The 18487-nt window shown below is 46.8% G+C and carries 20 protein-coding genes and 2 pseudogenes; 16 read left to right on the top strand and 6 right to left on the bottom strand.

What is annotated here, in order from left to right; all coding sequences use genetic code 11:
• Window positions 1-83 precede the first annotated feature (83 nt).
• The 4 genes from M3234_RS03970 (at window position 84) to M3234_RS03955 (ending at window position 2757) form a co-directional block, all read left to right on the top strand.
• Window positions 84-335 carry a hypothetical protein gene (locus tag M3234_RS03970; protein WP_262303423.1) on the top strand — a complete coding sequence of 84 codons (252 nt, stop codon included), beginning with the start codon at window positions 84-86 and terminating at the stop codon, window positions 333-335.
• Window positions 304-663, top strand: a complete 360-nt coding sequence (locus M3234_RS03965) for a S8 family serine peptidase (protein ID WP_262303422.1) — start codon at window positions 304-306, stop codon at window positions 661-663. Before M3234_RS03970 ends, M3234_RS03965 begins: the two co-directional genes overlap by 32 nt.
• A 363-nt stretch (window positions 664-1026) precedes the next feature.
• Window positions 1027-1503, top strand: a complete 477-nt coding sequence (ybaK, locus tag M3234_RS03960; RefSeq protein ID WP_262303421.1) for a Cys-tRNA(Pro) deacylase — start codon at window positions 1027-1029, stop codon at window positions 1501-1503.
• 153 nt (window positions 1504-1656) lie between these two features.
• Complete coding sequence (locus tag M3234_RS03955) at window positions 1657-2757, top strand: PRK06851 family protein (RefSeq protein ID WP_262303420.1); 1101 nt, start codon at window positions 1657-1659, stop codon at window positions 2755-2757.
• Window positions 2758-2826: 69 nt separating this feature from the next.
• Here the strand turns inward: M3234_RS03955 and M3234_RS03950 are convergent, their stop codons facing one another.
• A complete protein-coding gene (locus tag M3234_RS03950) occupies window positions 2827-2982 on the bottom strand; it encodes a hypothetical protein (RefSeq protein WP_262303419.1) in 156 nt (51 codons plus the stop codon).
• Window positions 2983-3095: 113 nt separating this feature from the next.
• Here M3234_RS03950 and M3234_RS03945 point away from each other — a divergent pair, with 113 nt between their 5' ends.
• From M3234_RS03945 to M3234_RS03935, 3 genes are read left to right on the top strand one after another with little or no spacing between them, the layout of a single operon-like run.
• Window positions 3096-3752 (top strand): DNA alkylation repair protein, encoded by a 657-nt coding sequence (locus M3234_RS03945; RefSeq protein ID WP_262303575.1) that lies wholly within the window; start codon window positions 3096-3098, stop codon window positions 3750-3752.
• Window positions 3753-3805: 53 nt separating this feature from the next.
• On the top strand, window positions 3806-4660 hold the full coding sequence (locus tag M3234_RS03940; protein WP_262303418.1) for a Cof-type HAD-IIB family hydrolase: 855 nt from the start codon (window positions 3806-3808) through the stop codon (window positions 4658-4660).
• Window positions 4661-4705: 45 nt separating this feature from the next.
• On the top strand, window positions 4706-5761 hold the full coding sequence (locus M3234_RS03935; protein WP_262303417.1) for a PQQ-dependent sugar dehydrogenase: 1056 nt from the start codon (window positions 4706-4708) through the stop codon (window positions 5759-5761).
• A 130-nt stretch (window positions 5762-5891) separates the two neighbouring features.
• Here M3234_RS03935 and M3234_RS03930 read toward each other — a convergent pair whose 3' ends face one another.
• On the bottom strand, window positions 5892-6050 hold the full coding sequence (locus M3234_RS03930) for a hypothetical protein (protein WP_262303416.1): 159 nt from the start codon (window positions 6048-6050) through the stop codon (window positions 5892-5894).
• Window positions 6051-6097: 47 nt separating this feature from the next.
• Window positions 6098-6808 (bottom strand): annotated as a pseudogene (locus M3234_RS03925) (Sec-dependent nitrous-oxide reductase); the annotation flags it as partial.
• Window positions 6809-6827: 19 nt separating this feature from the next.
• Here M3234_RS03925 and M3234_RS03920 point away from each other — a divergent pair.
• Window positions 6828-7268 carry a Crp/Fnr family transcriptional regulator gene (locus tag M3234_RS03920; RefSeq protein ID WP_262303414.1) on the top strand — a complete coding sequence of 147 codons (441 nt, stop codon included), beginning with the start codon at window positions 6828-6830 and terminating at the stop codon, window positions 7266-7268.
• 99 nt (window positions 7269-7367) lie between these two features.
• On the opposite strand, the gene bshB2 is transcribed toward M3234_RS03920, so the two are convergent.
• The 3 genes from bshB2 to pdxK form a co-directional block, all read right to left on the bottom strand.
• Window positions 7368-8039 (bottom strand): bacillithiol biosynthesis deacetylase BshB2, encoded by a 672-nt coding sequence (gene bshB2 / locus M3234_RS03915; protein WP_262303413.1) that lies wholly within the window; start codon window positions 8037-8039, stop codon window positions 7368-7370.
• A gap of 17 nt (window positions 8040-8056) precedes the next feature.
• Window positions 8057-8404: a YojF family protein gene (locus tag M3234_RS03910; protein ID WP_262303412.1), complete on the bottom strand. Its 348-nt coding sequence runs from the start codon at window positions 8402-8404 to the stop codon at window positions 8057-8059.
• A gap of 280 nt (window positions 8405-8684) precedes the next feature.
• Window positions 8685-9527, bottom strand: a complete 843-nt coding sequence (pdxK, locus tag M3234_RS03905) for a pyridoxine/pyridoxal/pyridoxamine kinase (RefSeq protein WP_262303411.1) — start codon at window positions 9525-9527, stop codon at window positions 8685-8687.
• A 634-nt stretch (window positions 9528-10161) separates the two neighbouring features.
• Between pdxK and fdhD the strand changes: the two genes are divergently transcribed.
• From fdhD to M3234_RS03870, 8 genes and pseudogenes are all read left to right on the top strand, one after another.
• Complete coding sequence (gene fdhD, locus M3234_RS03900; RefSeq protein ID WP_262303410.1) at window positions 10162-10959, top strand: formate dehydrogenase accessory sulfurtransferase FdhD; 798 nt, start codon at window positions 10162-10164, stop codon at window positions 10957-10959.
• A gap of 50 nt (window positions 10960-11009) precedes the next feature.
• Entirely contained in the window at window positions 11010-11582 is a 573-nt protein-coding gene (locus M3234_RS29890; protein WP_464514587.1) for a twin-arginine translocation signal domain-containing protein, read from the top strand.
• Window positions 11583-11594: 12 nt separating this feature from the next.
• Window positions 11595-14000 (top strand): annotated as a pseudogene (fdnG, locus tag M3234_RS03895) (formate dehydrogenase-N subunit alpha); the annotation flags it as partial.
• A complete protein-coding gene (locus M3234_RS03890) occupies window positions 14000-14827 on the top strand; it encodes a 4Fe-4S dicluster domain-containing protein (protein ID WP_262303409.1) in 828 nt (275 codons plus the stop codon). The pseudogene fdnG and the gene M3234_RS03890, both read left to right, overlap by 1 nt.
• Window positions 14820-15533, top strand: a complete 714-nt coding sequence (locus M3234_RS03885) for a formate dehydrogenase subunit gamma (RefSeq protein WP_262303408.1) — start codon at window positions 14820-14822, stop codon at window positions 15531-15533. The genes M3234_RS03890 and M3234_RS03885 overlap by 8 nt, the downstream gene beginning before the upstream one ends.
• A gap of 210 nt (window positions 15534-15743) precedes the next feature.
• Window positions 15744-16553 carry a formate dehydrogenase accessory protein FdhE gene (locus M3234_RS03880; protein ID WP_262303407.1) on the top strand — a complete coding sequence of 270 codons (810 nt, stop codon included), beginning with the start codon at window positions 15744-15746 and terminating at the stop codon, window positions 16551-16553.
• A 77-nt stretch (window positions 16554-16630) separates the two neighbouring features.
• Window positions 16631-17224, top strand: a complete 594-nt coding sequence (mobA, locus tag M3234_RS03875; protein ID WP_262303406.1) for a molybdenum cofactor guanylyltransferase — start codon at window positions 16631-16633, stop codon at window positions 17222-17224.
• 22 nt (window positions 17225-17246) lie between these two features.
• Entirely contained in the window at window positions 17247-18479 is a 1233-nt protein-coding gene (locus M3234_RS03870) for a molybdopterin molybdotransferase MoeA (protein WP_262303405.1), read from the top strand.
• The last annotated feature ends 8 nt before the right edge of the window (window positions 18480-18487 follow it).

Below are 18487 nucleotides of genomic sequence, written 5' to 3'. Positions count from 1 at the left end.
GATTTACTACCTTTGGTGAATGGTGTTCCCTTTTGAATTTTCGGACAATGATAGGTATACCGATTCTGAAGGGGGTTTTGGAGATGAAAAAGTGGTTATCGGGATTCCTTATTTTTGCTCTATTATTATCGCTGGTACTGCCGAATCTATCAAAGGCCAAGGCAGAGGTGGTTCCTGTTGCTGTCCTGGATTTGGACCTAGTGAAAGTATTAAAAACAGCAATCCAGCCTGTACAGGTAGTTGTTACCTTTGAAGGTGACGGACCGCCTACAAAGGCGCATTTGACTTTGTTGGAAAAGCTAAATGGACGGCCGAACTTGGATATGGAAGGATGAGCCCGCCATCACGGCTCCGGGGGTCGATACCATCTCTACCCGTGTGTTGGGGCCGGTGGCGTTGCTGGGCCTGACGACAGATATTAGTTCAGTTGAACCGCAGTATCTGCCATTTTATACTACGATGAGCGGTACCTCGATGGCCACGCCGCACGTCGCGGGGATTGTCGCCCTCATGCTGGAGGCTAATCCATTGCTGACACCTGGCCAGATCAAGCAGGTGCTTCAGAATACCGCCACCGGCATGCCAGGCTGCGAATCATGGGAAGTCGGGGCCGGTTACGTGAATGCCTATAATGCGCTTCACAAGGTGATGTTTGGTTTTTAAAAAAGGTAATTGTTACGCGCTTTTTTTGGGAGCGTGTTGGCGAAATAGGATTAGGAAAGAGGGCTCGTACGTGTAGTGCGGGCTCTTTTTTATGGGGATGTCGGTAAAAGGGTGGAATCGACCGGTAAAGTAGCAAAAAGTGCCAGTAAACTAGACAAAACCCGCCGGTAAATTTTCATTTGACCAGAAAAATGTAAAAGTTGACCAATAAATTCGGAAATTGACCAATAAAATCCGGAAACCGACCAATAAAATGATAAAACCGACCAATAAAACCTCAAAACGGACTAGTAAATCACACAGCCATTAAAAAACGGCCCTCTTTTTGATAAAATAGATACAAAAATCAGAAGGATGATACCCATGGCCCATGCCAAAACGAATGCAATGCGGATTCTTGACACACAAAAGGTCCAATATGAGGTTCTGACCTATGAAAATAAGGATGGAAAAATCGACGGGGTGTCGGTTGCGGGAAAAGTCGGCAAAGACCCGAAGGAAGTCTACAAAACACTCGTTACTCAGGGTGCCAGCAAAACTCTGTATGTGTTCGTCGTTCCCGTCCTCGAGGAGTTAAATTTGAAAAAAGCGGCCAAAGCGGCCGGAGAAAAAAACATGGAGATGCTGCCGATGAAAGATATCCAAAAATGGACCGGCTACGTTCGTGGCGGCTGCTCGCCGATCGGCATGAAAAAGCAATACAAGACCTTTCTCGACGAAAGCTGCCACGCGCTTGATTCTATGGTCGTAAGCGCTGGTAAAATCGGCATGCAAATTGTGCTAAAACCAGCCCACTTGCAAGAGGTAACCGGGGCGGTATTCGTTGACGTGATTAAATAAGCACTGCCGATAACCCCAATCAAATAAGATTTTTCCTTGGGCATTCACCTATAAACACCCGATGCATAAGATATGGTGACCATAATCTTTGCAGTGGCTCATGAAGCTTTGCCCCGTGAACGGCAAGGTTGTTTATAAAGGGAGTGTTGATGAATGGCAGGAAAAGTGAAAAACTATTTCGCCGGCGGCAATACCGCCAAGGGCTTCCACAGTTTGTACGATTCTAATCTGCAGGGGCTTGACCGCTTGTTTATTTTAAAAGGCGGACCTGGAACCGGAAAGTCCTCGCTCATGAGGAAGATTGGCAACGAGTGGCTGGAAAAGGGCTATAATATTGAATTTCTCCATTGCTCGTCTGACAACAATTCGATTGATGGGGTGCTGATTCCCGCCCTGAAGGTGGGGATTGTTGACGGCACCGCGCCGCATGTGATTGAACCGAAGGCGCCCGGGGCCGTTGAGGAATATATTAATCTCGGTGAAGCGTGGGATGCAAAAACCCTCGCCGCCCACAAAAACACCATTCAAAAGCTGACCGCCCGAATCAGCGATGCCTTTGCCAAGGCTTACGCCACTTTTAAGGAAGCGCTGGAAGTACATGATGATTGGGAAAAAATTTATATAAACAGCATGGATTTCAAAAAAGCAGACCAGTTGACGAACAAATTGATTGATTCGTTTTTTGGAAAGATGAAGTTGAATAAGAAGCCGGATATTCGCCACCGGTTCCTCGGGGCGGCAACACCAACGGGTGCCGTCGATTTTGTCCCAAATCTAACCGAAGAAATCCCAAAACGCTATTTTATTAAAGGTCGCCCCGGTTCTGGCAAATCGACAATGCTGAAAAAATTGGCCGCAGCCGCCGAGGAACGTGGCATCGACACAGAAATCTACCATTGCGGCTTTGACCCGAACAGCCTGGATATGTTGATTTTCCGGGAGCTCGGGATTGCTATCTTTGACAGCACGGCGCCGCATGAATATTTCCCGAGCCGGGACGGCGATGAAATCATTGATATGTATGAAATTTTAATTGAGCCGGGAACGGATGATATTTTTGCGGACATCATCAGCAAAATTTCCGCCAAGTATCGCCAAAAAATGAAGGAAGCGACCGGCTGGCTCGCCAAGGCAAAAGAACTGCATGACGAGCTTGAGGAAATTTATATTGCAGCGATGGATTTCTCGGTCGTCGATAAAATTCATGAGAAAATTGCTGAGGAAATTAAGGTGTTGGCTGAAGCAAATAGTTAAAAAAAGAGTGCCGGGTGGAGAGGTCCCCCGGCATTTTTTGACGTAACGGGCTCGCCAATCAGCGTGTTTTTATTTATGAGGATTCGTCTTGCTTTGCTGGTCCTTATTGCGTTTGTTTCCTTTGCTGTTATCGCCGCTGACAAATTCTGCAGCAAATTCAGCTTCTGCGTGCCCTGCTCTCGGCGAGTTTTGGTTGCGGCTGCCTTTATTGTATTTTTTCGTCATCTGGTAATCCCTCCTTATCACAAATAGTTTGGCGCCACGGGGATTGTTTATGCGCGGGATATTTTTTACAATAAAAGGTAACAGGAGAGGGAGTGAGTCCATTGTCAGATACGATGAAAAGTTTAACAAACCTGTTTGAAAAAAATAGAAATGAAGCAAATGCCGGTCCAATGCGGAAATATATGAAAGACCATTTTCCGTTTCTCGGGATAAAAAAGCCGCTGCGATCACAACTGGAAAAGCAATTTTTTAAAGAGACGGGGATCTTGAAGGAGCCGTTTCAGCAGGATTTTGTTTGGGAGCTTTGGCAAAAGGAGGAGCGGGAATATCAATATACAGCGCTTGTATACCTTGAAAAATCGCTAAAGAAGCTGCAAAAAACGGACTTGCCTTTTATGGAAAAACTAATACTGACGAAATCATGGTGGGATAGTGTTGATGCGATTGCACCCAAACCGGTCGGTAAAATAGCTGCCCGATATCCTGAAGTGATCACAGAAACGATTGACCGCTGGGCCGTCAGTGACAATATGTGGCTGCGGCGGGCCGCGATTCTTTTTCAATTAAAATACAAGCAGCAAACGGATGAGGAGCTGCTTTATCGATACATACGGGAAAATGCAGGCAGCAAGGAATTTTTTATCCAAAAAGCGATTGGCTGGGCGTTACGGGAATATTCAAAATCCAATCCGGCCTCGGTCAAGGCGTTTATCTCAGGGGAGCGGCTGGCACCGTTGAGCGTCAGGGAGGGAAGCAAGTATCTGACGTAATACGATTATTTCTGTTAGAATGGCACTAATGAATGAAACTAAAGGAGACCATTATGATTAAATGTATTGCAACAGACATGGATGGAACATTATTGAACGCGATGCAAACCATCAGTGAGGAAAATAAGCAGGCAATCCTGAAGGCGCAGGCTGCCGGGATTGAAGTGGTCGTGGCCACCGGCCGGGCTTACCAAGAGGCAACCTATGTGCTTGATGAAGCCGGGCTGACTTGTCCTCTGATTTGTGTCAACGGGGCCGAGGTTCGCGGGCGAGATGGAGAAATGATTTCGGCTACGCCGATTGAAAAAGATGCCGCCAGGGATATTGCCGCCAGGCTGGCTGAAACGGATGTCTATTTTGAAGTTTACACCGATAAAGGCGCGTTCACAATCGATGCCGCCAAGGCTGTTTCCATTATGGTCGACATTGTTTTGACAGCCAATCCGGAAGCGGACCGTGAATTTGTTGAATATGCTGCGGGGGCGAGACTGCGCGATAACCTGATTCACCCGGTGGACGACTATGGTGTGCTGTTCGACAGTGAACAATACAAAGTCTACAAATTCCTCGCGTTCTCGTTTGATGAGGAACATCTGGCTGTTGCACAGGAATCGCTTTCGGGATTTGCGGAATTGACCGTAACAAAATCAGGCCATGAAAATATTGAAATCACCCATAAGGATGCCCAAAAGGGAATTGCTCTTGAGGCGTTTGTCCATGCTAACGGGATTGGTCTGGATGAGACGATGGCGATTGGCGATAATTTCAACGATGTGTCCATGTTTGAAAAAGTCGGCCGGGCCGTGGCGATGGGCAATGCCAGCCCGGTCATCAAATCGATGTGTGATGTGATCACCGACACCAATGAAAACAGCGGCGTGGCGCAGGCGATTTTGGAAGTATTATAGTCTGTGAAGGGGGTAAGGGTTAAGCGGATGTTGCGGTTGTGTTCGATGTTGCTGATGGTGCTGCTTGCGTCAGGCTGTGCTATTTTTGAAAAAAAAGAGACGGAACCGCCTGAGGATGAGGCGATTGTCCTGCAGCATGATGTGGAAGTAGTGGCGGATCGTTTATCTGTGCCTTGGTCAATTAATAAGGTCAACGGGGCATTTTACATCAGTGAACGGACAGGAAGTATCGCAGTGATTGCAGATGGTCAAGTGGAGCGGCAGCCGGTGGAGTTGAAAAAGCCGTTGGCAGAGACCGCAGAGGCCGGGCTATTGGGGTTTGTGCCGGCCCCTGATTTTGTAGAATCGCAACAAGCATACGCATATTACACCTATTTGGAAGGGGACGACCAATTTAACCGCGTTGTCGTGTTGGAAACGGACGGTTCAGTGTGGCGGGAAGCTGAAATCCTTCTGGATAAAATCCCGAGTGCAGCGTACCACCATGGCGGGCGGCTGAAAATCGGCCCTGACGGCAAGCTGTATATAACGACAGGCGACGCCACCGTGCCGAAATCCGCCCAAAAACGAGATTCGTTTAACGGTAAAATCTTGCGGATGAATTTGGACGGAAGTATTCCTGCTGATAATCCCTTTGGTCCCAATTCTTATGTATACAGCTACGGCCACCGGAATCCCCAGGGGCTGGCCTGGATTGGCTCGACGCTGTATGCCAGCGAGCACGGGCAATCGGCGCATGATGAGATTAATTTGATCAAGCCGGGGGCCAATTATGGCTGGCCGAAGATTGAGGGTTGGAAAAAGCGTGCTGGAATGGCAACACCGCTGTTTCAATCAGGCGAGGAAACGTGGGCGCCGTCGGGGATGGCCGCTGCTAAGGACAGCAAGCTGTATGTCGCGGCACTGCGCGGCAATGCTGTCCGCGAATTTGATCTTGAGAAGGGCCGGACAAAGAAGGTCATCACCGGACTCGGCCGCATCCGTGATGTGTATATCGACGGCGAGTATTTGTACTTCGTTAGTAACAACACCGACGGCCGCGGAAATCCCGACGAGGGGGACGATAAACTGTACCGGGTGCTGGTGCGGAATCTAAAATAAACCAGCAATCGACATGTGATTGCTGGTTTATTTGCGGAAAATGCTATTTTATTTGTGGAAAACCCAGTTTTATTTGCGGGAAAAGCCGTTTTATTTGCGCAAATCTCACTTTTATTTGCGATCCTAGAATTTACAAGATTTCAATCTCGAGTGAGTTCACCTGCGAAACAAGCAGATCTTCGTATTGTTTTTGCGCTTGGAAAAGAACTTCCTGCTCGCCGTAGCTAGGATTTTCTTTTTTGACCTTGGTAACGAGGTCGCTTTGGACCTTTTTCGATAGGACGATCATCTCATATTGCTTCCTCTCTGTAGCCCAAAACTTATCTTTGCCGAATTCTTTCCGTCTGGAGTAACGTCAACACCGTGCGGCGATTTGGCTACAGGCACCAGGTAAATGCCGCCCTTTTGTTTTTCAGGGAGAATCATTTTTTGGCCATCGACATCTTCATAGTTTCCGTCCTTGACCATTTGCGCAAGCTCTTTCCAGTTGAACAGGACAATATAGTCACGGTCAGCTTGTGACGCGTTGATTTCAAGATTGGTTGTTGCTTCTTCTGTATTATAGGTCGTCATAACAGCCCAGTCGGCAGACCCTTTCTTGCCGGCGTCGGACAGGTCATAGGACCATGGCGGCAGGGCAACCTGATAGTCAATGTTCAGCTTCACATTTTTCTCATCAAATGTTACGGCAGACATGACGCCGCGGTATTTCGTGCTGTAATCATCAAGATCTTCGTACTTTTGTCCAATTGGTACAGCAAAGCGTGTCGGCAGGAACATGTACTCGGTATTTTCCGTTACAAATGCCGCACAGTGTGGGCCGCTTGTGTTTGGAACCTTAATAATGTCTTTGACAGTAAACGTTTTTAAATCCATAACAGCGGCACGGCTGTTGCCGACGTCAGTAGCGAACATCCATTTACCGTCATAATCACCATTTGTCTCGGAGAATGCCGGGTGGTGCAGGTCGCCCCACGTATAATCATCCATCATTTTCTTGGAATGCTCGTCAAAGCCGTAACCTGTTGCGGAATCCGGTGAGAAGACCGTCTTTGCCGAGGCTTGTTTGTTTACGCAAAAGGAGGAATATTATCCGGCGACTGCCACCATGCTTGAAGCCGGAACGCTGTTCTTTTTGGATAAGCTGGAGCTGGAAAAAGAAATCTCCCATCACCCCGAGCTGGCGATACAAATGATCAGCTATATGAGCGCTGCGCTGCGCGATATGACCTCGCAATTGCGGGATACCGCCCTGTTGGACGAATATGCCAAAACGGTTCGCACACTTGAGCGGGTTGGCAGAAAATTTAATCATGAAGGCAAAAGATGGGGCATTGAAATTCCGTTGACGGTTCAGGAATTTGCTACGATTGTCGGGACAACACGGGAAAGTGTCATCCGGGTTTTTTCGAGATTAAAAAAGGAAGAACTGATTGAAATCAGGTCAAGAAAAATTATCATTCTCGACACGTGCAAGTTTTGCACGTTAATGCAGCGGGATTATTAATAAGGAAGGGGACAGAATCCACATGCTTGGAAAGTATTCAAAGCACGCGGGTTCTGCCCCCTTTTTGTTTTACTAGACTCGCCAAATGGCATGTTTCTATTAGTCGGAAAATTTGTATGTCCAAAACCGTTCATTATTGACCCAGACCATGATTTGCGGGTCCTGATTTTTAAGTTTTTCCTCCATGTCTTTGAACATTGTCTCCGTTTGTGACCGATGGGCCTTAATTGCGGCAAGCTTTGTTTCGGCAACAGGGCTGATGTTGTTGATGATATCCGCCTCGCCAAGCTTTTCGACGCAGTCGTTGGAAAAGGCGACGCAGTGCAGCTTTGGCCGTACGGCCTTTGGCATTTTTCCGACGGCACGGACGACGGCCGCGCCGGTGGCCTCATGGTCGGGATGAACGGAATATCCGGGATAAAACGTGATGACGAGAGATGGATTTAACTCCTCAATTAGTCCGGAAATGACGTTTGATAGCATTTCATCATCTTCAAATTCAACGGTTTTATCGCGGAATCCGAGCATGCGAAGGTCTTGGATGCCGAGCACTCTTGCGGCTTCCTTCAATTCTTGTTTGCGGATTTTCGGGAGATTTTCCCGATTGGTAAATGGGGGATTTCCCATATTACGCCCCATTTCTCCGAGAGTCAAACAAGCGTAGGTGACCGGTGTACCGTTTTTCACATGGGTGGCAATCGTTCCGGATACACCAAAGGCTTCGTCATCGGGGTGCGGAAAGACCACGAGAACATGACGTTCTTTTTCCATATAATATGCACTCCTTTCTATTCAAATGGTGTCTCGCTGATTTCCAGCGCAACCGCAAGCTTTCCGTTATAGTCATGGCCGGCCATTAGCAATCGGCCGAACTCATCGAATTCATAATGGGTAATTCCCTCGGCGTACACCCAGCCAAGATCGATTTTTAGACCGACGCGAAAGGGACCATTGCCAGTGATTTTCCCCAATTCGTAGCGGACGAGAGCGTTGCGGATGTAGGCTCCTGCCGAAAAGAATTGTTGATTATGATGAGATGCGTAGGCGCCATTCGTCGTTTCGAGATAGATGTAGACATCTTTTCCAGCAAAATGGTTGATGATTTCTTGAACCTTTTTAATATCAACAGACTCCAAACCTGACTCCCTTCCCTTCCAATAAAGTTAAAAGCAATTTAGGATTCGCTTTAATTTTATTAATAATGTACTTATCATACTAAAATAAGTAAAAAAATGCTAAAATCGTGCCTGAAAAAGAGTGGCCGCTATAATTTGCGCTTTTTCTGATTCTATTTGCGGATTTAGCGATTTTATTTGTCAATATCCCTATTTTATTTACGAAAATAGAGGTTTTATTTGCGCATAACCCCATACCAAAGGAAAGAGCCGATCAAAAGGATCGACTCTATCTTAAAAGTTATGCTTCGCAATCTTCACAATACTCGGTGACAGACTTGCCGCTGCGGTAAGCGCCATGCCAGGTTGGGCCGACAAATTCGTTCAAGCGGAAGCCCTCAGAGATGGCGGCAGCAACGAATTCTTTGGCGACTTCAACTGCCTCATAGACGGATTGGCCTTTGGCCAGACCGGCTGTAATCGCAGACGAATGGGTACAGCCTGCGCCGTGCGTATAGGTTGTATTAAACTTCGGTGTTTCATAAATCCTAAACTCTTTCCCATCATAAAGAAGGTCAACGGAATTTTCCTCTGCCTGAAGCTTGCTGCCGCCCTTAATGACAACATTTTTGGCACCTAAATCAACGATTTTGACAGCAGCCTGTTTCATTTCTTCAACAGTTTTCGGAGTCTTCATTCCGGCAAGCTGTCCGGCTTCAAACAAGTTCGGAGTAACAACTAATGCACGAGGTAACAGTAGCTCACGCATCGCATCGGCCGTTTCCGGATTGAGCACCTCATCCTCGCCCTTGCACACCATAACAGGATCAATCACTACACGCTCGAGTTTGTTCTCATCGATCGTTTTCGCGGTTAACTCAATAATTTCCACGGTGCCAAGCATGCCTGTTTTCATCGCGTCGATGCCAACAGATAGGATGGTTTCCAGCTGCTTTTCAAGTATCGATACATCAATTGGGAACACGCTGTGCGACCAATTGTTTTTTGGGTCCATTGTCACAATCGTAGTCAGGGCGTTCATGCCATAAACGCCAAGCTCCTGAAATGTCTTTAAATCAGCCTGAATCCCGGCGCCGCCGCTTGTATCGGAACCAGCAATCGTCATTACCTTCTTAATCGTCATTATATAAGCCTCCTTATATGCCTCAAATCCACCTTCTTATTATAATGCAACAACAAAAAAATAACATAATCACAGGCATAACAATTTCATTCGGAAAGGAACGGATTGAGAGTGGAGTGGTTTTGTCCGCCCCAGGTGGACAAAATTGCAAAAATGTCCACGGCTGGTGCCTGACACCAAAAACACCACTACCACCAATTTCATGTTTGTAAACGTTTTTTTGACAGGAAAATGACAATTCTGTGTTTGATGGGTTTGGAAGGGTGTGAACGTGATTTTTGTCACATTCATTTGATGGTTAGGGGGGTACGATGGGAATAGGCGAGGTAAGTGTCATGCCTGGTTCGATGAGTGAAATCACCCGCAAAAGGCTGGGTAAATACTACTACCACGTTACAAAAGTTGTGCGTTCACAAAATTGTTGAAATTCTGTGACAGGAATGAAAGAAAGTTGTCAAAAACGCGCCATTTCAAGACTTAATTTAGCTTTAAAATGGTAGATATCCTCCAATAGTCCTACTGAGATAAGGGACAAATTTCGACAGTGTGATGAATGTCGCTGTATCGGATACCTGCCATTTTTACAATGTAAAGTATAGAAACAAGATTATTCCTTTAGAGGAGGGAACAAACAATGATTCATAAGGGTTGTCCCGATGAATATCCGATTTCCTTAATCATCAATGGATACGAAATAGCAGTCTTTCAGTTGACAAAATTCGACCTCGAGGATTGGACATACGGATATTTGTTTTCTGAAGGATTTATTCAGGATGCAGCCGATATTGACTCCATCGTGATCAACGAAGAACAGGGCAGCATCCATGTTTCGCTCCGCTCAGACTTTGACGAAGAGCAAATCTTTTCGAAGAAAAAGCATTATACAGCTGGATGCGGCAGAGGCGTAACATTCTTTTCAATGACCGATGTCAAACAATTCGATAAGGTATCTTCGAATAAAACCTATCAGCTAAGCTATCTATTAAAAAAGCGTGCTGAATTTGCCCAAAATTCCCGTTTTTATCTAGAAACGGGCGGAATGCATGGGGCATGTATTGTTGACGAAGCAGGCAATATCACGATTCGTGAGGACATTGGCCGGCATAATGCGGTCGACAAAATTATTGGCCATGCTATCAGAAAGCGGTTACATCCCGGCCGGTTGGTGCTGCTTACGACCGGAAGGGTTTCATATGAAATGCTCTCTAAGGCTGCCAAATTTGGCTTTCCAGTCATCGGCTCACGGACGGCTGCCACCAAACAAGCTGTCCAACTAGCCAGGTACTTGAATATTGATGTAGTCGGCTATTTAAGAGGGAAAATGGCGACTATTTATACCTCGGCAGGAAGAATTGAAAACGACTTAACTGTCGAACCGGCTTTGGAGGCAATCCTTGAAGGGGGGAATCAACCGGCAGAAGTTGGCAGATAAAAAGAAAAAAATGGGATGCTCTATTTATGTAAAAGGGAAGGAGATTGAAAATGGTTGAATTGAACCTGAATCGCCGGCAATTTTTAAAGCTGTCTGGTGCAACCGCTGCCACTTTGGCTGTTGTTGAACTGGGCTTCAATGAGAAAAAGGCCTATGCGAAATCAAAAGAATTCAAAATTGCCTCATCAAAAGTAACACCAACCGTTTGCTGCTTTTGCGGTGTGGGCTGTGGAATTTTAGTCCATACAAAAGACAACACTGTGGTTTATACGGAAGGGGACCCGGATAACCCAATCAACGAAGGCAAGCTTTGCAGCAAAGGAACAACAATCAGACAAGTTTATACTTCTGAGAAGCGTATTACGAAGCCGCTTTATCGTGCCCCAGGCAGCGATAAGTGGGAAGAAAAAGACTGGGAATGGATGATGGACACCATTGCCAAACGAACTAAGGAAACTCGTGATAAGTCATTTGTCGTAACAGATAACGGTATCACTGTAAATAGAACAGAAAAGATTGCCAGCCTTGGCGGTGCGGCACTCGATAACGAAGAAACATATTTGGTTTCTAAATTAATGAGAGGGCTTGGCGTTGTTTACCTGGAACACCAGGCACGAATATGACACAGCTCTACGGTTGCCGGTCTGGCACCTACATTTGGTCGTGGCGCAATGACCAACCACTGGAATGACCTTCAGTGGACAGATTGTGCTCTCATCATGGGCGCAAACCCTGCTGAGAATCACCCAATCAGCTTTAGATGGCTGACAAAAGCAAAGGAAAAAGGCGGAAAGATCGTCAGTGTTGACCCGCGTTATACTCGCACTTCAGCAGTCTCTGATATTTACGCGCCGCTTCGTTCCGGTACAGATATTGCCTTTATGGGCGGGATGATTAAATACGCTTTGGACAATAATCTCATTCACAAAGATTATGTCGTGAACTATACAAATGCATCCTTTATTGTTGCCGATGGCTATGATTTCAATGACGGCCTGTTCTCTGGCTATGACGAAGCAAAACGCAGCTATGATAAAACAAAATGGGCGCTTGCAGTCGGTCCGGATGGACAGCCGGTTAAAGACCCAACATTGGAGCATCCGCGTTCCGTGTTCCAATTAATGAAGAAGCATTATTCACGCTATGATGTAGATACAGTTTCATCTGTAACAGGTACACCAAAAGAAGATTTGCTAAAAGTGTATGAAGCATTCTGCGCAACAGGAAAAGTCGGCAAGTCCGGCACTATTTTGTACGCAATGGGCACTACCCAGCATACGGTTGGTTCACAAAACGTACGTGCTTTCGCAATCATCCAAATGCTGCTTGGCAACATTGGTCTCCCTGGCGGAGGAATCAACGCCATGCGCGGTGAGTCCAACGTACAAGGATCTACTGACTTCGGATTACTTTGGGATAACTTAACTGGTTACCTAGCGATTCCTAAGCAATCTGTACCTGAGCATGCGACACTTGAAGGATATTTGAAAAAAGAAACACCTCCATCAGGTTATTGGAGCAACAGACCAAAATTCGTGGTCAGCTTATTGAAATCCTGGTATGGGCAAAATGCAACTGCAGAAAACGAGTTTGGCTATCAGTTCCTGCCAAAACCAGGTGCAAAGAACTACTCGCACATTTTCTTATTCAAAGCGATGTTCAACAAGGAGCTTGAGGGAGCCTTCCTATGGGGAACAAACCCAGTTGTTGGCGGACCTAACGCCGGCAGAGAAAAAGAAGCCCTTGGCAACCTGAAATGGCTGGTAGCTGTAGACCTTTGGGAAACCGAAACAGCAGCATTCTGGAAAAAAGAAGCGGGCAGCGACCCATCTAAGATCAACACAGAAGTGTTCTTCCTTCCAGCATGTTCTTCATATGAAAAAGAGGGCAGTGTATCGAACAGCGGACGCTGGATGCAATACCGCTGGAGAGCGATTGAACCAAAAGGAGATTCACGCCCAGACCTTGACATGGTTCATGACCTGGCGCTGAGACTCAAAAAGATGTATGCCGGAGACACAAGTGCGGCTGCTGCACCGTTCTTGGCACTTGATTGGAACTATGGCGATGGCCATGAGCCGGATATCGATCTGGTTTGTAAGGAAATTAACGGTTATGACCTGACTACAGGCAAATTGCTTCCTGGATTCGGTGCCTTAAAAGACGATGGAACCACATCAAGCGGCAACTGGATTTACAGCGGTTTCTATCCGGAAGAAGGCAAGAACCGTTCCAAGAACCGTGACAACAAAGATACAGGCGGCGGCAACTTCTTGAACTGGTCATTTGCTTGGCCGATGAACCGCCGGATTCTATACAACCGTGCATCTGCTGATGCCAATGGTGTACCATACAGCAAAGAAAAAGCAGTTATCCATTGGGATGCGATTCAGAATAAATGGGTCGGAACCGACGTACCGGACTTTAATGCGACAATAGCACCATCAGCACCAGGCGGAACAGGCGCAATCATGATGAACAAAGATGGTGTAGGACTGCTTTACGCACCTACCATGAATGAAGGTCCGTTCCCTGAACACTATGAACCATTTGAAAGCCCAGTGCCAAATGCGTTCTCATCTGTAGAATTAAACCCGGCTGTCGTGATTCATGAAGGCGACTTCAACAAAAAAGGCTTTAAAGCGGATTACCCGATTATCGCGACAACTTACCGTGTATCAGAGCATTGGCAATCCGGCACGATGACCCGTAACCAAGAATGGCTGTCAGAGCTTTCCGCTTTTATGTATGTAGAAATTAGCGAAGAGCTGGCTAAGGAAAAAGGCATTAAGAATAAAGACAAAATTAAAGTCTCTACAGCACGAGGAGAAATCACTGCTTACGCGATGGTAACGAAGCGTTATAAGCCTTTCAAAGTAAGAGGTAAGGTAGTGCACCAAGTTGGGATGCCATGGCATTTCGGCTTCAAAGGATATGCTACAGGGGATACAGCAAACCGCCTGACGCCGCATATCGGAGATGCCAACACACAGATTCCAGAATACAAAGCATTCCTCTGCGATATAAGGAGGGCTGACTAATGGCTAAGAAAGAATATGTAAAATTTGTCGACGTAACAAAATGTGACGGATGCCGTGCGTGTATGGTAGCCTGTAAAAATTGGAACGACCTTCCTGCTGAACAAACGGAATTCTTAGGCAGTTCTCAGTCACATGCAAAGACTACAGCGGATACTTGGAACGTGCTCCAGTTTGTCGAGCACGAGAATTCCAAGGGCGGCCTGGATTACTTGTTCCGCCATTCATCCTGCTTCCATTGTACAGATGCAGCCTGCGAAAAGGTTTGCCCGGAGAATGCAATCAGCTACACGGAATTTGGAACTGTAGTTATTGACCACGACAAGTGCGTAGGCTGCGGCTATTGCGTCCAAAACTGTCCGTTCGAAGTCATTTCTTTGAAAGAGTACAAAGATAAAAACGGTAAAGAATACCGTAAAGCACACAAATGCACCATGTGTACCGACCGTTTGGAAGAAGGGTTACAGCCTGCCTGCGTAACAACCTGCCACACAGGTGCCATGGAGTTTGGCGATAAAGATGCCATGATTCAAAAAGCGGAGAAACGCGTTCAGGAAATCAAGGACCGTTACCCTAACGCCCAAGTGTACAACCCACAAGGCGTTGGCGGAACGCATACTGTATACGTGTTAGCAGAGAAACCGTCTGTATACGGCTTGCCTGAAAATCCAAAAGTGCCGACCTCTGCAGTAGTATGGAAGGATTATGCCCAGCCAGTCGGCAAGTTGATGCTTGGTGCAACAACAATGGCCCTTGTCGGTGCATTTGTAACGAATAAGTTTTTCAGCAAAAAAACAGAGCAAGAGAATGGTGGTGAGAGCCATGAGTAATGTTCAGAAGCACCCGAAGGCAAACCAACAGATCAGACGTTTTCCAAAAGCATTTGTTTGGGCCCACGCTATAAATGGTCTTTCATTCTTTGCTCTTTACATCACGGCGCTGCCAATGTACACCGAATTCTTTGACTGGCTGTATCCGGTTCTTGGCGGCCCAGCCAATGCACGGTTGCTCCACAGAATCTTTGCCGTAGCTTTCATCACGCCGACGTTTATTTTGCTGATTTTCAGCCCGAAGTGGTTCATGTTGTGGATGAAAGAATTGATCACATGGAAGAAACGAGATATAGCGTTCTTTGGAAACTTTGTGAAAGAATTGTTTGGCTTAAAGTTTGATCATGTGAGACAGACCTTCTTTAACGCTGGAGAGAAGATTAACTCAATCCTTCAGATGTTCTGTGCTATATTGGTCATTTTTTCCGGATTTACAATGTGGTTTCCTGAGTACTTCCCAAGAGCATTAGTTCAATGGGGCTATGTTCTTCATAACATCGGATTCGCATTAGGAATCGCTGTTATTGTCGGACACATTTATCTTAGTGTCATCCACAAGCATTCACGTCCAGGCTGGTCTGGCGTTGTAACCGGCAAGGTTCCTGCTTGGTGGGCAAAAGGCCACTATGCCGACTGGTATGATGAAGAAGTCAAGAAGGGGAACTTTCCTAACCTTGATGATCCAAAGCATAAAAAAGGCGCATAATAGCGAACGCAACTAGACAATTGAAATTTTAATAAACGGGAATGGCTGTCTGTTACCGGACAGCCTTTCCCTTTAAAAAAAGACTATTTTCAAAAAATTATAGATTTTCACTATCTAACAAATGATAAACTAGAAGATAATTGGCAAGCGGCGAACGGCCGATGGCCGCTTTAATAAAGGCTTCAAAAAAAGAAAACGAGGTGAAGCGACATGATTAAGTCCGTTGTTTCGAAGGAATATCAAAATCTGCAAAAAGAACTCATCCGGCTTCAGGCACAGTGGAAAGGGATGATTAATCCGGAAACAATCAAGCCGAACCTAGACAAAGCGGCAATGGCTGCAGGGGTGCCGGCGGCCGCATTAACGGCTATTGACTTTGAAATTTCACTATTCCAACAGTGGATAGAGGATATAAACACATTATTAATCAACCACAATCCAGAGCTAGAGGCAAAGCTTTCAGGCATTGAGGGCTTGCTGAACGAAGAAACTGCGATTCGCTGGATTGAGGAAGCTTTTTCCTTCAATCATGTTTACTTTGAAAGCTTTGCCGAAGAGCATGGACTTGAGCCATGGATTCCGCAATTCCTTGCGGAGACTGCACTAAGACCTTATCTGCAGAAAACCGCAGAAATGATCCAGCCTGAGCTTGACCGCGGGGTTCCTGGCGCTGGTTGCCCTGTCTGCGGCGAACCGGTCAGGCTGGCTGCCCTCGAGGATGAGGGCAAAAAGGTCCTTCACTGTCCGCGCTGTCTCGCGCATTGGAGAGCAAAGCGCCTGGAATGCTCGCATTGCGGTACTGAAGATTATGAAAAAATCAAGTTTCTTACGATTGAAGGAGACGCCACTTCGCAAATCCAGGTTTGCGAAGACTGTAACGGCTATATTAAAATTATTGATACAAGACAATACATTGAAAAACCGAGCGCGGCCCTGCTTGACTTAAATTCGATTCACCTCGATTTTGTCGCTCAGGAAAACGGCTACAAGGCAGTCGGAGAAAAGAAACAGCCAAATTAAGCAGCGATTCCGCTCCGGTATCCAATTTGGTTCTGGAGAGGAATCGCTTTTTAAAATATGAAAAAGAGGTGCTGTTGATGAACGCTGCAGCCATTCTATTATCCGGAGGCAAATCCAGCCGGATGGGCACCAATAAAGCGCTTTTAAAAATAAATGAAAAAACTAATATTGAAAGAATTCGAGACATCCTTGCGGAGCATTTTGCCGAAACGATTCTCGTCACAAATGACCCGGCTGCCTATCAATTCCTAGGGGTAAAAATGGCCTCAGACCATTATCCGGGAATGGGGCCACTTGCAGGACTGCATGCTGGATTGGAGGCAAGCTCCCATGAGGTAAACGTTCTCGTTGCCTGCGACATGCCGTTTGTTTCCGGCGAGCTAGCGGCGGCAATGGCAGAAAAATGCGGGGAATACGATGCCGTCATTCCGGTTATAGGCGGCAAACAGCATCCGCTATTTGCTGTTTTTAAAAGATCAGCGGCCGAAGAGGCGGCGAAATGCATTAAAGCAGGTAATTTGCGCATGAAACACCTGCTCGACCGCTTAAATGTGTTATATTTAACAGAAACAGAGCTTGGAAGCTTTAACCAGTTGGATTTGGACCGGGTCTTTTTCAACATGAATCATCCGAACGAGTACGAGGACGCGAAGAACTGGGCAAAAAGCTGAACGTAAGGGGGACTTGGAAACCATGCAATTTTTCAAAGTAAAAACAGTCGAAGAGACATTTGCTTTAATAGATGAACAGGTTGCGGCGCTGGAACGAACCGAGGTGAAGGAGCTTGCGGAAGCCCTCCATTATATTCTCGCCGAACCGGTGACCGCGAAGGAAAATGTCCCGGGCTTTGACCGGTCTACTGTCGACGGCTATGCAGTCCGCGCGAAAGATACGTATGGTTCATCCGAGTCGATGCCTGGCTTCCTCAACGTGGCCGGTGAAGTCAAGATGGGCGAGGTCCCTGACGTTGCGGTCCGTTTAGGGCAGGCGGTATACGTCCCGACCGGCGGCATGCTTCCGGCCGGCAGTGACAGCGTCATCATGATTGAGCATGTCGAGGATGTTGACGGTCTTTTGAATACATATAAGCAGATAGCGCCTGGAGAAAATGTGATTCGTGCGGGCGAAGATATCCGTAAAGGGGAGGTTCTTCTCGAAAAGGGGACGAAGCTGCGCGCCCAGGAGTTGGGAGCACTCGCCTCCTTAGGAATCACCCATGTCACTGTCTATCGAAAACTCAAAGCCGGTTACTTGTCGTCCGGGGATGAAATTGTTCCTTATAGCACGGAATCCCTTCGGGTGGGCCAAATTCGCGACATCAACGGACTGACGATTGCCGGATTGGCCAGCGACTGGAACGTCGAGGTCATTTACGGCGGAATCGTCAAGGATGATTATGAGGAATTTAGCCAGCGTGCCCGTGAACTGTATGAACAGGTTGACTGTTTAATTATGTCCGGCGGCAGCTCCGTAGGGGCCAAGGATTATACCACCGAAGTGATTCAGTCATTAGGCGAGCCTGGCGTATTTGTTCACGGCATCTCCATCAAGCCGGGAAAACCGACAATTTTGGCAGTAGCGGATGGTAAACCGGTGATTGGCCTGCCAGGGCATCCAGCCTCGGCGATGATTATTTTTAAATTATTTGGCGAGCGGATTTTACGAAAGCTTTCCGGCGAAAAATTGGAACGGAGGCCGGAGCGGGTGTTCGCTCGGATTACGAAAAACATTCCATCGTCGATGGGGCGGTCCGATTATATTCGTGTTAGGCTTGAGGAAAAAGACGGCGAGTGGTGGGCCGAGCCGATTATCGGCAAATCGGGCTTGATTACGACGCTGGTCAAAAGCGATGGCATCGTCGAGATTAGTTCAGAAAAAGAAGGCGTGTCACAGGGTGAATACGTTCCTGTGATTCCGTCACGGTAAGAGGAGGC

The sequence above is a fragment of the Neobacillus niacini genome (assembly GCF_023715785.1).
GTDB classification, from domain to species: Bacteria; Bacillota; Bacilli; order Bacillales; family Cytobacillaceae; genus Neobacillus; species Neobacillus niacini_E.
The sequence above is the reverse complement of the archived record's forward strand: the minus strand, read 5'-3'. Positions and strand labels throughout refer to the sequence as shown.